13 protein-coding genes are annotated in these 15,832 nt (G+C 58.8%); 5 read left to right on the top strand and 8 right to left on the bottom strand.

The window, feature by feature from the left end:
- The first annotated feature begins 65 nt into the window (after positions 1-65).
- The 3 genes from ACZ5K9_RS11670 to ACZ5K9_RS11660 are packed head-to-tail and all read left to right on the top strand — an operon-like array spanning position 66 to position 3,506.
- Positions 66-920, top strand: a complete 855-nt coding sequence (locus ACZ5K9_RS11670; protein WP_464271507.1) for a UbiA-like polyprenyltransferase — start codon at positions 66-68, stop codon at positions 918-920.
- Between the two features lie 10 nt (positions 921-930).
- Positions 931-1,668: a bifunctional demethylmenaquinone methyltransferase/2-methoxy-6-polyprenyl-1,4-benzoquinol methylase UbiE gene (gene ubiE, locus ACZ5K9_RS11665; RefSeq protein ID WP_464271506.1), complete on the top strand. Its 738-nt coding sequence runs from the start codon at positions 931-933 to the stop codon at positions 1,666-1,668.
- Positions 1,665-3,506, top strand: coding sequence for a menaquinone biosynthesis decarboxylase (locus tag ACZ5K9_RS11660; protein ID WP_464271505.1), 1,842 nt, complete (start codon positions 1,665-1,667; stop codon positions 3,504-3,506). Before ubiE ends, ACZ5K9_RS11660 begins: the two co-directional genes overlap by 4 nt.
- A gap of 5 nt (positions 3,507-3,511) precedes the next feature.
- On the opposite strand, the gene ACZ5K9_RS11655 is transcribed toward ACZ5K9_RS11660, so the two are convergent.
- Positions 3,512-4,768: a ketopantoate reductase family protein gene (locus ACZ5K9_RS11655; protein WP_464271504.1), complete on the bottom strand. Its 1,257-nt coding sequence runs from the start codon at positions 4,766-4,768 to the stop codon at positions 3,512-3,514.
- Positions 4,769-4,828: 60 nt separating this feature from the next.
- Here ACZ5K9_RS11655 and ACZ5K9_RS11650 point away from each other — a divergent pair, with 60 nt between their 5' ends.
- Complete coding sequence (locus ACZ5K9_RS11650) at positions 4,829-7,159, top strand: cysteine synthase (protein ID WP_464271503.1); 2,331 nt, start codon at positions 4,829-4,831, stop codon at positions 7,157-7,159.
- On the opposite strand, the gene ACZ5K9_RS11645 is transcribed toward ACZ5K9_RS11650, so the two are convergent.
- On the bottom strand, positions 7,110-8,267 hold the full coding sequence (locus ACZ5K9_RS11645; protein ID WP_464271502.1) for a KamA family radical SAM protein: 1,158 nt from the start codon (positions 8,265-8,267) through the stop codon (positions 7,110-7,112). The genes ACZ5K9_RS11650 and ACZ5K9_RS11645 overlap by 50 nt on opposite strands.
- Before the next feature lie 206 nt (positions 8,268-8,473).
- Between ACZ5K9_RS11645 and ACZ5K9_RS11640 the strand changes: the two genes are divergently transcribed.
- Positions 8,474-9,751, top strand: a complete 1,278-nt coding sequence (locus ACZ5K9_RS11640) for an AmpG family muropeptide MFS transporter (RefSeq protein ID WP_464271501.1) — start codon at positions 8,474-8,476, stop codon at positions 9,749-9,751.
- Positions 9,752-9,884: 133 nt separating this feature from the next.
- Here ACZ5K9_RS11640 and ACZ5K9_RS11635 read toward each other — a convergent pair whose 3' ends face one another.
- The 6 genes from ACZ5K9_RS11635 to hypD all read right to left on the bottom strand — a co-directional run bounded on the left by ACZ5K9_RS11635 (position 9,885) and on the right by hypD (position 15,716).
- Positions 9,885-10,409 (bottom strand): GNAT family N-acetyltransferase, encoded by a 525-nt coding sequence (locus ACZ5K9_RS11635; RefSeq protein WP_464271500.1) that lies wholly within the window; start codon positions 10,407-10,409, stop codon positions 9,885-9,887.
- Positions 10,410-10,705: 296 nt separating this feature from the next.
- Positions 10,706-11,362 carry a cation efflux transmembrane domain-containing protein gene (locus tag ACZ5K9_RS11630; RefSeq protein WP_464271499.1) on the bottom strand — a complete coding sequence of 219 codons (657 nt, stop codon included), beginning with the start codon at positions 11,360-11,362 and terminating at the stop codon, positions 10,706-10,708.
- Between the two features lie 89 nt (positions 11,363-11,451).
- A complete protein-coding gene (locus tag ACZ5K9_RS11625; protein WP_464271498.1) occupies positions 11,452-11,895 on the bottom strand; it encodes a PPC domain-containing DNA-binding protein in 444 nt (147 codons plus the stop codon).
- 71 nt (positions 11,896-11,966) lie between these two features.
- A complete protein-coding gene (locus tag ACZ5K9_RS11620; protein ID WP_464271497.1) occupies positions 11,967-13,100 on the bottom strand; it encodes a radical SAM protein in 1,134 nt (377 codons plus the stop codon).
- 196 nt (positions 13,101-13,296) lie between these two features.
- Positions 13,297-14,307: a hydrogenase expression/formation protein HypE gene (hypE, locus tag ACZ5K9_RS11615; RefSeq protein ID WP_464271496.1), complete on the bottom strand. Its 1,011-nt coding sequence runs from the start codon at positions 14,305-14,307 to the stop codon at positions 13,297-13,299.
- 281 nt (positions 14,308-14,588) lie between these two features.
- On the bottom strand, positions 14,589-15,716 hold the full coding sequence (gene hypD, locus ACZ5K9_RS11610) for a hydrogenase formation protein HypD (protein WP_464271495.1): 1,128 nt from the start codon (positions 15,714-15,716) through the stop codon (positions 14,589-14,591).
- Positions 15,717-15,832: the final 116 nt, after the last annotated feature.

Below are 15,832 nucleotides of genomic sequence, written 5' to 3'. Positions count from 1 at the left end.
TCGGAACGCCAGAATCTTCGTTTTCCCGGCGTGAACGGCGGAACACCTCGGTGGAGCCCTAGCCTATGCGAGCCATTCGGACGTACGGAAGACTGATCAAGTTCAGCCATACCGTTTTCGCCCTGCCCTTCGCCCTGGCCGCAGTCACGCTGGCCCATCAGACAAAACCCGTGGCATTCACAACTTTTTTCTGGATCATCCTGGCGATGGTTGGCGCCCGCTCGGCCGCCATGGGGTTCAACCGCCTGGTGGATGCCCGTTACGACCGACTCAACCCAAGAACCTCCGACCGACCATCGGTCACCGGGGAAATTTCAAAGCGGGCAATGGTTCTTTTCATTGTCGGCTCTTCGCTTCTTTTTATCGTCAGCGCCGCTATGCTTGGTCCATTGTGTCTGAAGCTCTCTCTCCCGTGCTTGGCCGCGCTCTTCGGGTATTCATACACCAAGCGGTTTACATCCGCCTCTCACCTCTACCTGGGTGCAGCCATCGGACTGGCGCCCATCGGCGCCTGGATCGCCGTGACCGGGTACGTGGATGCCCGCATTCTCTTTCTTTCCGCCGCCTTGATGACTTACATCGCCGGCTTTGACATCTTGTATGCCTGTCAAGATGCCGATTTCGACCGCTCTGCCGGCCTGTACAGCCTGCCGTCTCGATGGGGCATCCAAAGAGCTTTACGGGTTTCCGCCACACTCCATGCGGCCACCGCGGTGTGCTTGGCGGCCCTCGGGATCGCTTTCCACCTCGGCCGGATCTTTTACGTCCTTCTTTTGGTCATCGTTGGGCTTCTCGTTCTCGAACATCACCTGGTCCAACCGAACAAACTTGACCGCATCCCCATCGCATTTTTCCATGTCAACAGTGTCGTTTCCGTCCTTCTGCTTGCCGCCGTATGGCTTGACATCACGCTGTCCTAGGAGCTTGCCCGTGTCCCGTGTGTCATTGGAAAAAAGCCCGCACCGCATTGGGTCCATGTTCGATCGGATTGCGGCAACCTATGATTGCTTGAATCACATCCTGTCTCTGGGCGTCGACCTCTGGTGGCGACGCCAGGCCGTGCGGGCATTGTGGCGTTGTGCCCCTGGGGCCGAAGCGGTTCTGGATGTGGCCACGGGGACGGGAGACCTGACCTTTGCGGCGCTCAGTGAGCGTTCAGACATCACGGTCGTCGGATTGGATCTTGCCCGAAACATGCTTCGGATCGCCGGTGAAAAGCGAAATGCTCGGGCCGTCTCGGAGAGACGTTATGGGCTTGTCGCCGCAGACGCTTTGGCCATGCCCTTTCGGGACGCATCTTTCGACGCCGCCATGATGGCTTATGGCATTCGCAACATGCCGGACATCTCCCAGGCTTTCCGCGAGTTGCGCCGGGTCCTTCGCCCCGGCGGCCATGTGCTCATTTTGGAATTCAGCTTGCCTCGCCGACCGCTCTTAAAGAGCGCCTATCTTTTTTACTTTGAAAAAATTCTGCCGCGGTTAGGCGGTTGGATTTCCCGCGATCACGAAGCGTACCGCTACTTGCCGGCATCCGTCGGGGCCTTTATTACCCCCGAGGCCCTGAGCCGTCTGGGGGCTGCGGAAGGTTTCCAGACATGCCGGATTCAGCCTCTCACCGGCGGGATCACCTATTACTGGATCGGCCGATGCACGAAGGATAAATCATGAAAACCGCTTTCAAGAACCTTCAGGATTTCGTTCGCACCCTGGAAAGAAACGGGGAATTGCTGCGCATCAAGGCACCGGTCTCCCGGGATCTGGAAATCACCCAGATTACCGACATCATGTGCAAGAGCCCTGGCGGCGGGAAGGCCCTTCTTTTCGAAAACGTCGTGGAATCTCCTTTTCCCGTGCTCACAAATGCCTTCGGGAGTGAACGGCGGATCTGCATCGCTCTGGGCGTGCGTCATCTGGACGAACTGGCCGCCCGCGTGCGTCGTTTCTTGGAAATCGAACCACCAAAATCTCTCGCCCAAGCCGTTCGCCTGTTGCCCCTGGGATTGGACCTGCTTCGATTCATCCCGCGCAAGGTGCGTCGAGCCCCATGTCAAGAGGTGATCCTGCGTGGCCCAGAAGTGGATCTCGATCTCCTGCCTGTGCTCAAATGCTGGCCCAAAGACGGCGGACCCTTCGTGACCCTTCCTGTGGTCATCACCCGAAGCCTCAAAACGGGTCGGCGGAACGCCGGCATGTATCGGCTCCAAGTCTATGACGCCCGGACCACAGGCATGCACTGGCATATCCATAAGGACGGGTCCCATTACTTCCAAGAATATCGAGCGGCCAGGAAACCCATGCCTGTGGCGGTCGCCATAGGCACCGATCCGGCGACAACCTATGCAGCCACCGCTCCGTTGCCCCGCGGCGTGGACGAAATGATCCTCTCCGGTTTTATCCGCCGAGCGCCTGTGCCTATGGTCCGCGCCGTCACTGTGCCGTTAGAGGTGCCCGCGGAAGCGGAATTCATCTTGGAAGGCTTTGTTGATCCCGACGAGCTTCGGGTGGAAGGCCCTTTCGGGGACCATACGGGTTACTATTCCTTGACAGACCATTACCCCGTTTTCCACCTCACCGCCATCACCCACAGAAAAAAACCTCTTTACCCGGCGACCGTCGTGGGCCGTCCTCCCATGGAAGACTGCTACCTGGCCAAGGCGACGGAAAGGCTTTTCCTCCCGTTGCTTCAGGCCGTCTTGCCGGAAATCAAGGACTATTGGCTGCCATGGGAAGGTGTGTTTCACAACATCACGGTTGTGGCCCTGGAAAAGGAATACCCGGGACATGCCCGCAAAGTCATGAGCGCCCTCTGGGGCCAAGGGCAAATGAGTTTTTGCAAGGCTCTGGTCATGGTGGATGCCGCGCTGGACCTCCACCGCCCGAGAAAGATCCTGGAAACCGTGCTGAACACCGTGGATCTGGAACGAGATCTCTACATTACGGAAGGTGTGCTGGATGTGCTGGACCATAGCGCTCCCGAACCTCTTTTCGGCGGCAAGGTGGGCCTGGACGCGACAGCACGGCTTGCCTCGGAACCCCAAAGGCCTCACCGGTCCCGACCTTCTTCATGGCCGACCGACGAGCAGATCTTGCGGGATGTCCAAAGAGTCAGCGAACGTTTCACCGGGTGTCGACGCCTCGACTTGGATGTCCTCAACCCCGTGCTTTTGCTGAACATGATGAAGGACGGCACGCTCTCGGCTCGATCCTTGGCCTCCGCCTTGATGGACTGCGAACCCCTCCGCCCTTTCAACATCTTTGTCATTTACGATCGCGACATCGCTCTTCAGGACGGATCTTTGGTGTTATGGAAGCTCTTCAACAATGTCGATCCACTTCGGGACCTGATTCGCAAAGGCACCCGCGTGGTTGTCGACGCCACAAAAAAAGGGCCGGAAGACGGTCATCTTCGGCCCTGGCCTGACGACATCACCATGGATCCGGACGTGGTGGCCCGCGTCGCGCGGCGAGCTCGAGAGCTGGGCATTGAGGTGTATCTTGATAGGTAGAGGTTCTACCTTTCCAGAAGCTGATTCGCCCACACAGGGTTTTCGATCTTCTTGTTTTCCAAATGCATGACGGCGTAAATGATATTGTTGTAGGGCACAGGAACGCCGTATTCTCGGCCCAAACGGACAACCATGCCGTTGAGCGCTTCGATTTCCGTCTTGCGGTGCCATTCCAGATCGCGCAACATGGAACACTTGAACTTACGGTTGTAGGAATGGGCCAAAGCCATGGCCTCCTCCACGGCATTGTCCGGCAAATCAATGCCGCACTTCTTGGCGAGATCCAGAACTTCCCTCATGGTACCTTCCAGGACCTCGCGCGTCTCCGGACAATCCAAGATCAGTCCTAAAGGCGCCCTCCCTAGAGTGCTGACACCGTGCACCCCGCAAATAAATAAAAACTTTGCCCACAACACCTGCTGGATGTTTTCGGACACTTCCGCGTCGATCCCCGCGGTTCGGAACGTCTCCAGGATTCTTTCGACTCTTTCCGTGCGCTCCCCGTTCATTTCACCGAAGATGATTTTTCCCGGTTTGCCCGTGTGCGCAATGATCCCAGGGGAGGCAATGGTCGATTCAATGTAGACTGTTCCGGCCAAGATCTTTTCGTCGCCGAAATAACTGGCGAGTTTCTGGGCATTGTCGATACCGTTCTGCAGGGTGAGGATCACCGTGTCGGTCTCCACCATGGGAGCCGCAAAACGGGCGGCTTTTTCGGTATCGTGGGATTTGACGCAAAACAGCAATAAATCTACCGGGCCGATCTCTTCCGGTTCGGACGTGGCGTGGATTCTCACCCGGAAATTTTCGTTGTTGGTAACCACCTCAAGGCCTTCTTCCTGTAAGGCCTCTAAATGCTTCCCTCGGGCCACAAAGTGAATGTCCATCCCAGCCCGTGCGAGATATCCTCCGAAGTAGCCTCCAACCCCTCCGGTGCCCATGACCCCGATCTTCATTGATCGCTCCTTGTCGCTCCTGACTCCAACACGTCCGGCCTCCCCTTTGCCGTTCCCTCCTTTGAAAGCCTTGAAGCTTCCCTTCCAGGCCATATCCGGGTATATATAGCGCCTCGCCTGAGGATCGTCAAACCTTTGAAAACACGTCGTGTTGTCGTTCCAAGACGGTCCGACGGTTTTCTGAACGGGTCTGGCGTCTCGAAATATCGGCTGGACGTCCACGATGGGACGGGGAAGGGAACCTACCCCCGAGAGGAAAAACCCATTGGCTTTGACAAAGCCTCCGAAACCATACACTATACACATGGCGGGTTTTCTTTGATCACGCCTCGCAATTTGCCGACGCCGTTTGGAGAATGCAACGATATGAGAAACGTCTTCGACAACGTGCTGCAAGCCATCGGGAACACCCCCCTTGTGCGGATCAACCGCCTCAACCCCAACCCAAGGACAACCATTTACGCCAAGCTGGAATACAAGAACCCCGGCGGGTCTATCAAGGACCGGACGGCGCTGTTCATGATTGAAGCGGCAGAACGCAGTGGTGAACTCACCCCGGATAAGACGATCATCGAGGCCACCAGCGGCAACACGGGCATCGGTCTGGCCGTGGTCGCCGCCGTCAAAGGCTACCGGCTCATTCTTGCCATGCCCGAAACCGCCAGCAGCGAGCGTCAAAAGATCCTCAAGGCCTTGGGGGCCGAACTTCTCCTGACCCCCGGCGCTCTCGGCACCGACGGCGCCATCGAAGAAGTGTATCGAATGGTGCGGGAATACCCAGAGAAGTACTTCCTGGCGGATCAGTTTAACAACCCCGCCAACCCCGAAGCCCACTACCGGGGTACCGGTCCGGAGATCTACGAACAGACGCAAGGGCTCGTGAACGTCGTGGTGACCACACTCGGCACCAGCGGGACCGCCATGGGGATCCTCCAGGCCATGAAGGAGCGCAATCCAGCCATTGAGGTGGTGGCCGTGGAGCCTTACCCGGGCCACAAGATCCAAGGGCTCAAAAATATGAAAGAATCCTACGTGCCGGGGATCTTCGACCGGCACAAACTGGACCGCATCGTCCACGTGAAAGACGAAGACGCCTTCGAAATGGCGCGACGACTGGCTCGGGAAGAAGGACTTTTCGTGGGCATGAGTTCCGGGGCATGCATGGCCGCCGCTGTGGAGATCGCCAAGGAACGCCAAGACGGCCTGATCGTCGCCGTCTTTCCCGACGGCGGAGACCGCTACCTCAGCACCAACTTGTTCACCACCATGCAGGAGCCGGATTTTCGGTTCTTCGACTTTCTGCGGCGGGAGAAACTGGACTTCAAGCCCGCGACCGAAGGAAAAATCCGTATTGCCGTCACAGGGCCCCCTTTGGATTCCTGCTTATCCTTGGAATCGGCTCGGAGGTTGATCCTCGCCGACATCCTCACCCGGTTCGCGCAATCTCAAGGATTTCGAACGGACACCGTGGTGCTGCTTCCAGACCTGGACAGCCGATCAATTCAGTGCGCCACGGAAAAAGGGGTCCCCCTCGACGACTATGTGAAAGAACGGACGGCTGTCTTCGCCTCGGAGCTGGAAAAGTTGGGCATGGCGCCTCAACTTGCCATGACCAAAACCTCCGAGCATGTCGATGCCATCGTCAATCTGGTCCGATCCCTTCTCAACAAGGGCTCTGCTTACGAAAAACTCCGCTCGGTGTACTTCAATGTCGCCCAAGTGGACGACTACGGTCGGCTGTCGCGCATCGACCCGAAGAAAATCCGCCCAGGGTCTTCCGTGGATTTGAGCGCCTTCGAGAAACTGAACCCCCGAGACTTCGCCCTGCTCAAACGGGCGACCCTCGCCGAACTCAAACGCGGCCATTACATCAAAACAGAGTGGGGGAATGTCGTTCCTTCGTGGCATATCGCCACCGTGGCCATGGTCATGGATCAGCTCGGGTTGCCGGTGGATATCTGCGTGAGCGGGATGGATTTCCTTTTCCCCCATTTGGAAAACGTCCGCACGATCGCCTGGGCCGTCCGAGGAAAACCCTATGCCAACACATGGCTGCTCACCGAAAGAATCCAAAACGCCCAAGAGGATCATCGTCCCCAAAGGAACCACCAAGACCCTTCAAAGGCCCTCGACCTCCACGACCTTTATGACCTGGGAATGACACCCGCTGAAGTCCGGTTTTGGCTGATCGCCTCCCATTACCGCAAACCCCTGAGGGTTTCTCCACAGAGTCTACGAAGCGCCGCACAAGGGCTCAAGAGGATCCGGGAATTCCTTCACCGACTGAACTTCGCTTCCATTGAAGAAGGGGCCGTCAACGGGGTGGAAGAAGAAGTCTTCTCCATGGAACAAGGCTTTTTCGAGGCCCTTTCCGACGATTTAAACACCCCGAAAGCCCTCGCGGCCATTTTCGATTTCGTCCGAAAGATGAATCTCCGGATGGAACGCGGGCCCCTGAGCCCAAAGGCCAAAGAGGCTGCGCTGAAGGCGGTGCGCAGTGTGGATCGCATCCTGGGGCTCTTCGAAATGGAGCTGCGGCCCCTATCCACAGAAGAAAAGGCTCTTCTGGACCAACGGGAAGCCGCCCGCGCCGTCAAGGACTGGGCTCGAGCCGACGCTCTGCGGGATGAACTGCGCCGGCTGGGAATCATTGTCCGGGACACACCTCAAGGGTCGCTCTGGGAGCGGGTTTTTTAACTCGTTGTGCGCCCGTTTCCACGCCGCCTGCAGAGATTTGCGTCTGCGGGGAATACCGAGCCACACCCAAGAGACGGCATACACGGTCCGCTTGTCCGGGCTCTAAGGGATACGCGGCGAAATCCCCCGCCGGATTTCGAAAGACCACACGTTCCGCCTCGATCCGAACCACCGCCGACGCCGTCACGGGCACCTTCCCCAATCCTCCGGGAAGATCCACCACGAACTGGGGAATGGCCAGGCCCGAGATGCGGTTGCGCAGGGTGGCGATGAGTTCCGGCCCATCCGCCAAGGGGGTTCGAAAGTGAGCCGTGCCCTGCATCAGGTCCATTTGCAGCAAATAATACGGGCGGACGCGCACCGCGAGAAGTTCCTTAAAGAGGGCGCCAAGGATGGTTGGCTGGTCGTTCACCCCCCGCAGAAGGACCGTCTGGCTTCCCAGGGGAATCCCCGCGTCCGCCAAGAGTCGGCAGGCTTCGCGGCTTTCCGGCGAAATTTCCGCAGGGTGATTCACGTGAATGTTCACATACAGAGGAGCGAACTTGGCAATGCGGCGCACCAAATCTCGGCTGACTCGACCCGGGTCGGCAAAGGGAACCCGGGTGCCGAGACGCACGAGGCGCACATGGGGGATTTCACGCACTTTGGCGATCAGGCATTCCAAAAGATCCGGGGGCAGCATCAGGGGGTCTCCCCCGGAAAGGATGACGTCTTGTACCATCGGGGTTTTTCGAAGATAAGCCAAGGTCTCTTGAACGAGTTCGTCGGTCAAAGGCACAGGATGGGACCAGCGGCGTTTCCGCGTGCAAAAACGGCAGTGCACGGCGCAACGGTTGGTCACGATCCACAAGACCCGATCGGGATAGCGATGCACCAGGTTCGGCACAGGGGATCGGCTCTCTTCACCCAGCGGATCGCGCAGGCCGGCAGGATCGGAATCGTCCAACTCCCGAGGATCCGGCACCACCTGCCTCCACAGGGGATCGCCGGGGGCCGTGATGAGACGTGCAAAATGACGGCTCAAAACAAAGGGATATACCTTGTGGACCGCCGCCAAAGGTTCCGCGGCCACGCGCCATTGTTTTGCAAATTCGTCCAGAGAAATCACAGGATCATCCCCGTTTGTGGTCGTCAAGGGAATGTGCTCGGAGTCCTAGCAACGCCTCTGCCCAAGGATTCGGTCGGTGTGCGCAGAGATCCAAAGAAAACGCATCCCCGACGACGTTCCAAATTTACCAGACCGCCGGTTCCCGCAGCTTCCGCTTCAAAGGGAGCGCGGGGCGGCGTTTTCTTTTTCCCCATGGTGGAGCACACGTGCCGTCTTCCTGGTTCACCGTCTACGGTCGACGCCATGTCCTGGGCCTTTTGGGTTTAGGCTTCTCGTCCGGCCTTCCTCTGGCCCTTTCGGGAAGTACCCTTCAGGCCTGGATGGTGTCCGAAAAGGTGGACATCCGCCTTATCGGCCTGTTTTCCCTCGTGGGTCTCCCGTACACCCTCAAGGTGGTCTGGGCGCCCATGATGGACCGGTTCCCCGCCCCGTTGCTCGGCAGACGTCGGGGTTGGATCCTTATCACCCAGATCCTCCTCTGTGCAAGTTTCATCATCCTGGGATCCCTGACCCCGGGAAGACACCTCCAGGCGATGGGCTTTCTGGCTTTGCTGACAGCCTTTTGGAGTGCCAGCCAGGACATCGTCATCGATGCCTATCGCGCGGAAGTGCTCCCGGACTCGGACAAAGGCGCCGGGGCGGCGGTGAGCGTCGTCGGCTATCGACTGGCCATGCTGACTTCCGGCGCCATGGCCCTGATCCTTTCCGATCACGTGCCGTGGCGGGTCGTTTATGGTGCCATGGGGTTGGTGATGGGAGGGTGCGCCCTGTGGACAATCTTCTGCCCCGAGCCGGAGGACGAAGAAGGCTCGGGGACGCGTCCCAGGAATCTCAAAGAGGCCGTGTGGGCGCCTTTTGTGGACTATTTCTCTCGACCCGGCGCGGCAGCCATGCTGGTCTTCATCATGGTTTTCAAACTCAGTGACGCGCTGGCGGGAGCTCTGACCACACCGTTTTTGCTGGATCTGGGTTTCACCCGCAGTGATGTGGGCACGGTGAACAAGGCCTTCGGCCTGGTGAGTACCATCGTGGGAACGATGCTGGGCGGTGTCGTCGTCAACCGGATCGGCATCGCCAGATCCCTCTGGGTGGCGGCCTTCCTCCAGGCTTTTTCCAACCTCGCCTTCGCAGGGTTGGCACTCGCGGGACAAAACTTCCTCTTCATGGTCGGGACCGTCGCCTTGGAAAATGTCTGCGGTGGTCTAGGGACGGCAGCGTTCCTTGCTTTTCTCATGAGCCTGTGCAACCGGCGGTACACGGCCACCCAATATGCATTGCTCTCCAGTTTTATGGCAGTTTCACGGGTGGTGGCCGGAGCGCCGACCGGATTTCTGGTGGCTGCCTTGGGGTGGGCGTGGTTTTATGTGGTGAGCGTCCTTGGAGCCTTACCCGGTCTCTTACTCCTTCCCCGCTTTGCGCCCTGGCGAGCTTCAGCTCCCGGCTACACCGTCCTCGATCGAGAAGCCGACGGCCCGCCTCCCTAAAGAGAGCCCCCGAAGCCGACCTCACTGGGAAAACGCAAACCCTCGACCTCCGCCGGCGCTGTCCGCCCAAGTTGTTCACCAGGAACGCAGGGAGAGATCGCCCTCCGCCGCATCCCCCTCTCCACGGATAACTTCAGCTATGAGTCTGAGCTTCCACGCTGAAGGCCTCATGAAAAGCGATTGTGCCTCGGGGATAGCCGCCGTCAAAGGCAAACGCGAAAAACACTTCAGGCGGGACCCCCTCCACCCCCAATCCAGGAGGACGCACGAAGCCGAATTTTGGGTAATACTCCGGATGGCCCACAAGACAGCAGCCCCGTGCGCCCATGGCCTGAAGCCGGCACAGGCCGTTTCGGATCAGAGCGCCCCCAATGCCTCGCCGCTGATAGACAGGCAGCACCGAAACGGGCCCGAGACCGTACGACCCAGGGGTCTCGTCGGAAATGGTCACCGGAGAGAAAGCGATATGGCCGATGACAATGCCGTCCCTTTCGGCAACCAACGAAATGGTTAGAGCTCCTGCAGCACGTAACGCCTCGATAATCCACGGCTCCGTGTGCCGGCTGATTTCTACCGCCTCAAAGGCCGCCGCTGTGACGTGGCGAATGGCATTCACATCAGCCGTCGTTTCATTTCGAATAACAATCTTTGATTGCATGGGCTGTCGGTTTCCAAGGTTGCGCTGAGTGGTCGTTGAATCTGAGGGGCTATCAGGCCTCCCGTCCCGGTGATGGAAGTGAAACCTGGATCCTTTGCAAGAAATCTATCGAGCCGTTCCAGCTCAACGGTGCACCATCATCGGGTGGTGACGGGATTTTTCGTCTTTCCATTAAAAAACCCGTGAGTTGACCACGGCGTGGGCCATCCAAACCTGTTGAGTCCATCCTGGAAACCTCACCCGATTCTAGGCACCTGGGCGGTCGTTAGATATGACCCGGAGAGCCGACGGCGTCATCAATCGATTCCCCGGGAAAAAACCGCTCCAAGCTCACCGGACATCACGGCACAGGCCGCCGATTCTTCGGCCTTCTGTGCCTCCTGCAGGATGGTCAGGCCGCCGCGGACCACGATTAAGGCAATGATCGTTCCCACGATGAGATCGGGGAAACGGTTGCCGAGCAGGGCAACAAGAAGGCCGGAGACAATGACCCCAAGATTGGCAAGGACATCGTTTCTTGAAAATATCCAGGAGGCCCTCATGTGGACGCCCCCCGTTCGGTGTTTGGATATCAGGACAAGACACACGACATTCGCCACCAACGCCGCGCCGCCCACCCCCATCATCCAGACGCTTTGGGGCTCGCTGCCGAAGAACAACCTCCTGAGGACTTCAACAAATACGGCCACACCAAGGAGGATTTGAAAAAACCCGCTCAGTCGAGCCGCCTTGGCTTTTTGGCCTAAGCCTTTTCCGACGGCATAAAGCGAGATTCCATACACGGTGGCATCCGCCAACATGTCCAAGGAATCCGCGATGAGCCCCGTGGATTGGGCCAACCATCCTAAAACGAACTCGGCCAGAAACATCACTGCGTTGATCGAGAGAAGAACAATCAATGTGCTCTTCTCCAGCTTGTCACTCGCTTCGCACCCACAACCGCAATTCGACATTTTTCTACCTTACCGGATGCTTGCTGGATCCGTCAGCCGGACGTCGCCAATTCAAGGGCCAGGACGCCATCGATACCCTACCGGCCGACTCAGACGCTGAGGAGGGTCAGGCCGCTTGCCGGATCTTTTTTTCGGCCTGCAGTGCTGCCCAGGATTTCCAAAAGGATCACTTCCCCCACAAGCCAGACCGTCACGCCGGCCCGGGTGCACCCGACCGTCGCCCCGCCTTCCCGTCCCGAAGCGCCATGCATGTGGAGCACAGGATTTCCGTGCTCGTCAGGGAAAATGGTCCCAACCGCCAATATTTCTTGGATACCGGATAGGACATGAACCAGCGGGACGATCTCTTGGCCGCGGCCGGCTTCGGGACCGACCACAACCCGGCTGCCATCTTGAATACCACCCAAAAGGATCGCCATGGCGCGGACCACACCTTTTTCGAGCGCGAAATTCTCGATCACCTCAGGAAGGCGTTCTCCTTCTTCCAGCCGAAGCACGAACACGCGTCCGATGTGTCCTTCGTTGTAGCGCATTCCAACCTCCATCAAAAGGGATCCGAACCGGCACAGGCTTTTTGATTCACTTACAGCACCGAGACTGGAACTTAGCACAGGAGACGACGATTGGCCAGGCGGACCCGTCGCAATCCGGCTCGCCGCGCGGCCTCCAGGCATTTTTCCGCTTCCTCTCGTGAGGTGGTGGGAAAATCGTTGAGGACAAACTGTGGGGCAAAACCCAACAAAGCGTAAGGAATGTCCGGGCTGAGCTTGGCGATGAAGCGCGCAATGCGCGACACCTCGGTTTCGCCGACATAACCCGGCACCAGGAGGGTGCTGGCGATGAGCAGTGGGGGTTCGGGCCGCAGGGGAACCCACTGGGCGAGTTTAGCGAAATTTTCCAGCACCTGCCGGTTGTCGCATCCGCACAAGGCCCAATGGATATGCGGGTCCCAAGCTTTGAGATCCACCTTGACGCATCCCCCCGTTTCCAAAGAAAGCTGGACCATGGGCCGCAGCCAGCTGGGATGCATACTGCCGTTCGTTTCCCAGCACACCCGCAGGATTTTGCCCGATCGGCTCTTGCGGGCTTCACGGGAGAACCGAAGGGCAAACGGCAGCTGGGGCACAGGATCACCGCCGAAGAAACAGATGCATGTGGTCCGCTCCGTCACAGCGGGAATCATCTCCGCCACATCCATCCAGCTCTTTTCCCGAGTCGCCGTGCGTTTGAAAGTCCAGTTTTGGCAATACAGGCAGTTAAAATTGCACGCTTCAAAAAAAACCGCCAAGTTATAGCACCCGACTTCGGGTCCTCTGGCCATGCTGTAGTGGGGAAAGCCCGCTCCGGTGCCGCCGGCGCACACCCAATCGGCGACGCAGTTTGTGGGCAGAGGATCATGGTAATAGGACACGAAGGCCACAAGCCGTCCGTCGCGCCGCAGACTTTCCATGTCGCCCGAACGGACGGCGCAGTAACCCTGTTGGCCGGGTTCCATGCGACATCGATGATGGCATAAGTTACACTCGGCGCCGATACGCGCTCGGGGAACATCCTCGGGCAACTGAAACCGCTGGCGCGATTTCCGATGCACCGCATCCAGTAGGGGATAAGCCTTGTCCCAGTCCTGGACGATGCATTGGGCACATATGCCGACGCCGGACCCCAAGCCGTCGATTTCCGAGCCACAGACTCCGCATCGGAACCCTCGCGCTCTTCCCGTCAGCCACTGAACGAACACGGCTCCTCCCTGGTCTCTTCGGACCCCCTCCTCTGCCTGCCGTCCACCGGAAAGGTGTGCAGCCGCGGGGATAAACATCCGCACGCCAAAGTCCCTCGCGGGTTTCTTCGGACGCCCTTGAACCCAGTCTAGCCCAACAACAAAAAGACCGGCAAGACCGCCCAAGTGTTTTGAGTGAGGCTCCCAGGCCGTGGGATCAACAAATCCGAGGGAGGGGTTCGCCTCGCAACATATCGACGACGCGGTGCCCGCCGATGCGGGTGCGGAGCACGACTCGACCAGGATTGTCCGCCGTCACTTCCCCGATGAACGCCGCATCCCGTCCAAGAGGGTGTTGACGCATGGTTTCCAGAGCCTTTTCGGCCTCTTCCCGAGGAAGAAACACGAGCACTTTCCCTTCGTTGGCCATGTACAGGGGATCGAGACCCAGGATTTCACACGCTCCGGCCACGTCCGCTCCAATGGGAAGGGCTTGCTCATCTAGAAGAATCCCCACCCGTGATCGCCCGGCAATTTCGTTGAGCGTTGTCGCCACGCCGCCCCGCGTAGGATCGCGCAGCACGTGGATACCCGGGCACGACTGGAGCAGTCTCGCTGTGAGTGTGTGCAGCGGCGCCGAATCGCTCCGGATTTCCCCCTCCATGGATAACCCCTCACGGGCGCACAGGACGGCCGTTCCGTGGTCGCCGATCGTCCCGTTGATCAGCACGGCATCTCCCGGGCGAGCATTCTGCCCCCCCAGCACTACCCCCGGCGGAACAACCCCGACACCGGCCGTGTTGATAAAAACTTTGTCCCCTTTCCCTTTGGGAACGACCTTCGTGTCCCCGGCCACGACGAGCACACCGGCCTCACGAGCCGCATCGGCCATGGATTCCACGATGAGCTCCAGGAGCGGCATTTCCAGCCCCTCTTCCAGAATGAATCCCGCCGTCAGATACAGCGGTCGTGCGCCGCTCATGGCCAGATCGTTAATGGTCCCATGGACGGCCAGGGATCCGATGTTTCCCCCTGGAAAAATCACAGGATCCACCACGTAGGAATCGGTGGTGAAAGCCAGCCGACACCCTGGGAAATCCATCACTGCACTGTCGTTCATGGCGTCGAGAAAGGGATTCTTGAGGAACCGGGCAAACAAACGCTCGACAAGTTCGTGGGTGGCCCGGCCTCCGCTGCCGTGATCCAACAGCACCTGTGTCTCACGCACTTATCTGACTCCTTCAGGTTCTTTTCTTCCGTCACTCGCCCCAGGACTGAATCTGTCCAATGTCAGAAAAACGACGGCCGGACGGACCACATTCCACTGGAATCCATGCCGTGTCCCAGTGACGTTCTTGCCCTGCGCCTACCGGGATACCCCCGTCCCTTTCGGGAAGACCGGAACACAGCCAATAGGGTCATGCTTACTCCCAATGAAAAAAAGTGGATTACGCAAGACGACCATGCCTCGCGCCGAAAATAAGTTTTTCGGCCAGCCCCTCATGGCGATCAATACTTTTCTTCCACATCCAGGTCGGGTCCTTCGTAGGAGTATTTGTAGTAGGCCCCGCACGTCCCTTCGCTGGAAACCATGCACGGTCCTTTAGGGTTTTGCGGGGTACAGACCTTTCGAAACAGGGGACACTCCGGGGGGAGCAGGGCACCTCGAAGCACATCCCCACAGCGACACGCCGGATCTTCTAGGACGTTGAAGCTCGGCAGCGAAAACCGCCGGGGTGCGTCAAACCTTTCCCACTCCTCCCGAAGGGCCAAACCCGACTGGGCAATTCGACCGAGCCCCCGCCAGACGGCATCCGCAGGGCGGAATATCTGGGCCATGAGTCTTTGTGCCGAGGAATTCCCGTGCCAGGTGACGCCACGCCGGTACTGGATTTCCACCCGGGCGGTATGGGCCGCTCGCTGTTCAACGAGCATGAGGAGTCCGTGGAGGATGTCCAGGGGTTCGAAGCCTGCGACAACGCAGGGGATTTGGTACCGGCTGACCACGCTTTCGTAAGCTGCGGCACCGATAACCGTAGTCACGTGACCGGGACAGAGAAAACCGTCGAGTCGAAGATTTCCCGCAGACAAAAGGGCCTCCATGGCGGGCGGAAGGAGCTTGTGTGCAGAAAAGACAGAAAAGTTCACGATATCCAGCCGATCCGCCATGGCGACAGCCGCCGCCACCGTTGGAGCGGTCGTTTCAAATCCGATGCCGATAAGAACGACATGGCGGTCTGGGTTTTCCCGTGCGAGCTCCACTGCATCCGTTGGGCTGTAGATCATCCTCACGTCGGCCCCCTGGGCTCGTTCCTTCGCCAGAGACGTGCGGCTCCCGGGAACACGAAGCAAATCTCCAAAAGTGGCCACGATGACACCAGGTTGGGAGGCGAACCACACGGCCTTGTCGATATCTTCGGGAGCCGTGACGCACACAGGGCAGCCGGGTCCGCTGATCAGTTTCACGGAGGAAGGCAGAAGCGCACGCAACCCCGAGCGGAAGATGGCCACGGTATGGGTGCCGCAGATTTCCATAAAGCGCATGGGCTCAAGCCCCGCACAGCGTTTCTTGAGCTGCACGAGGAGCTTGCGGGCCAAATCGCCATCCCGAAACTCATCAATGTATTTCAGGGACATCGCCTCCCCCAGTGGGTAAAAATAATTCTCCAGGAATGGGAAACCCTGGTCTGCTCCCCCCAGACTTCCCCCTGATCCTCAGGAGCGCCTCCAAAGGGATCTTGGCCACGACCAGC

The organism is Desulfosoma profundi (assembly GCF_055387865.1).
This window is presented reverse-complemented; position numbering and strand designations above follow the sequence as displayed.

Coding starts and splice junctions, on each gene's coding strand:
- ACZ5K9_RS11670 (WP_464271507.1), top strand. CDS start 66: ATGCGAGCCATTCGGACGTACGGAAGACTGATCAAGTTCAGCCATACC.
- ACZ5K9_RS11660 (WP_464271505.1), top strand. CDS start 1,665: ATGAAAACCGCTTTCAAGAACCTTCAGGATTTCGTTCGCACCCTGGAA.
- ACZ5K9_RS11655 (WP_464271504.1), bottom strand. CDS start 4,768: ATGTGTATAGTGTATGGTTTCGGAGGCTTTGTCAAAGCCAATGGGTTT.
- ACZ5K9_RS11650 (WP_464271503.1), top strand. CDS start 4,829: ATGAGAAACGTCTTCGACAACGTGCTGCAAGCCATCGGGAACACCCCC.
- ACZ5K9_RS11635 (WP_464271500.1), bottom strand. CDS start 10,409: ATGCAATCAAAGATTGTTATTCGAAATGAAACGACGGCTGATGTGAAT.
- ACZ5K9_RS11630 (WP_464271499.1), bottom strand. CDS start 11,362: ATGTCGAATTGCGGTTGTGGGTGCGAAGCGAGTGACAAGCTGGAGAAG.
- ACZ5K9_RS11625 (WP_464271498.1), bottom strand. CDS start 11,895: ATGCGCTACAACGAAGGACACATCGGACGCGTGTTCGTGCTTCGGCTG.
- hypD (WP_464271495.1), bottom strand. CDS start 15,716: ATGTCCCTGAAATACATTGATGAGTTTCGGGATGGCGATTTGGCCCGC.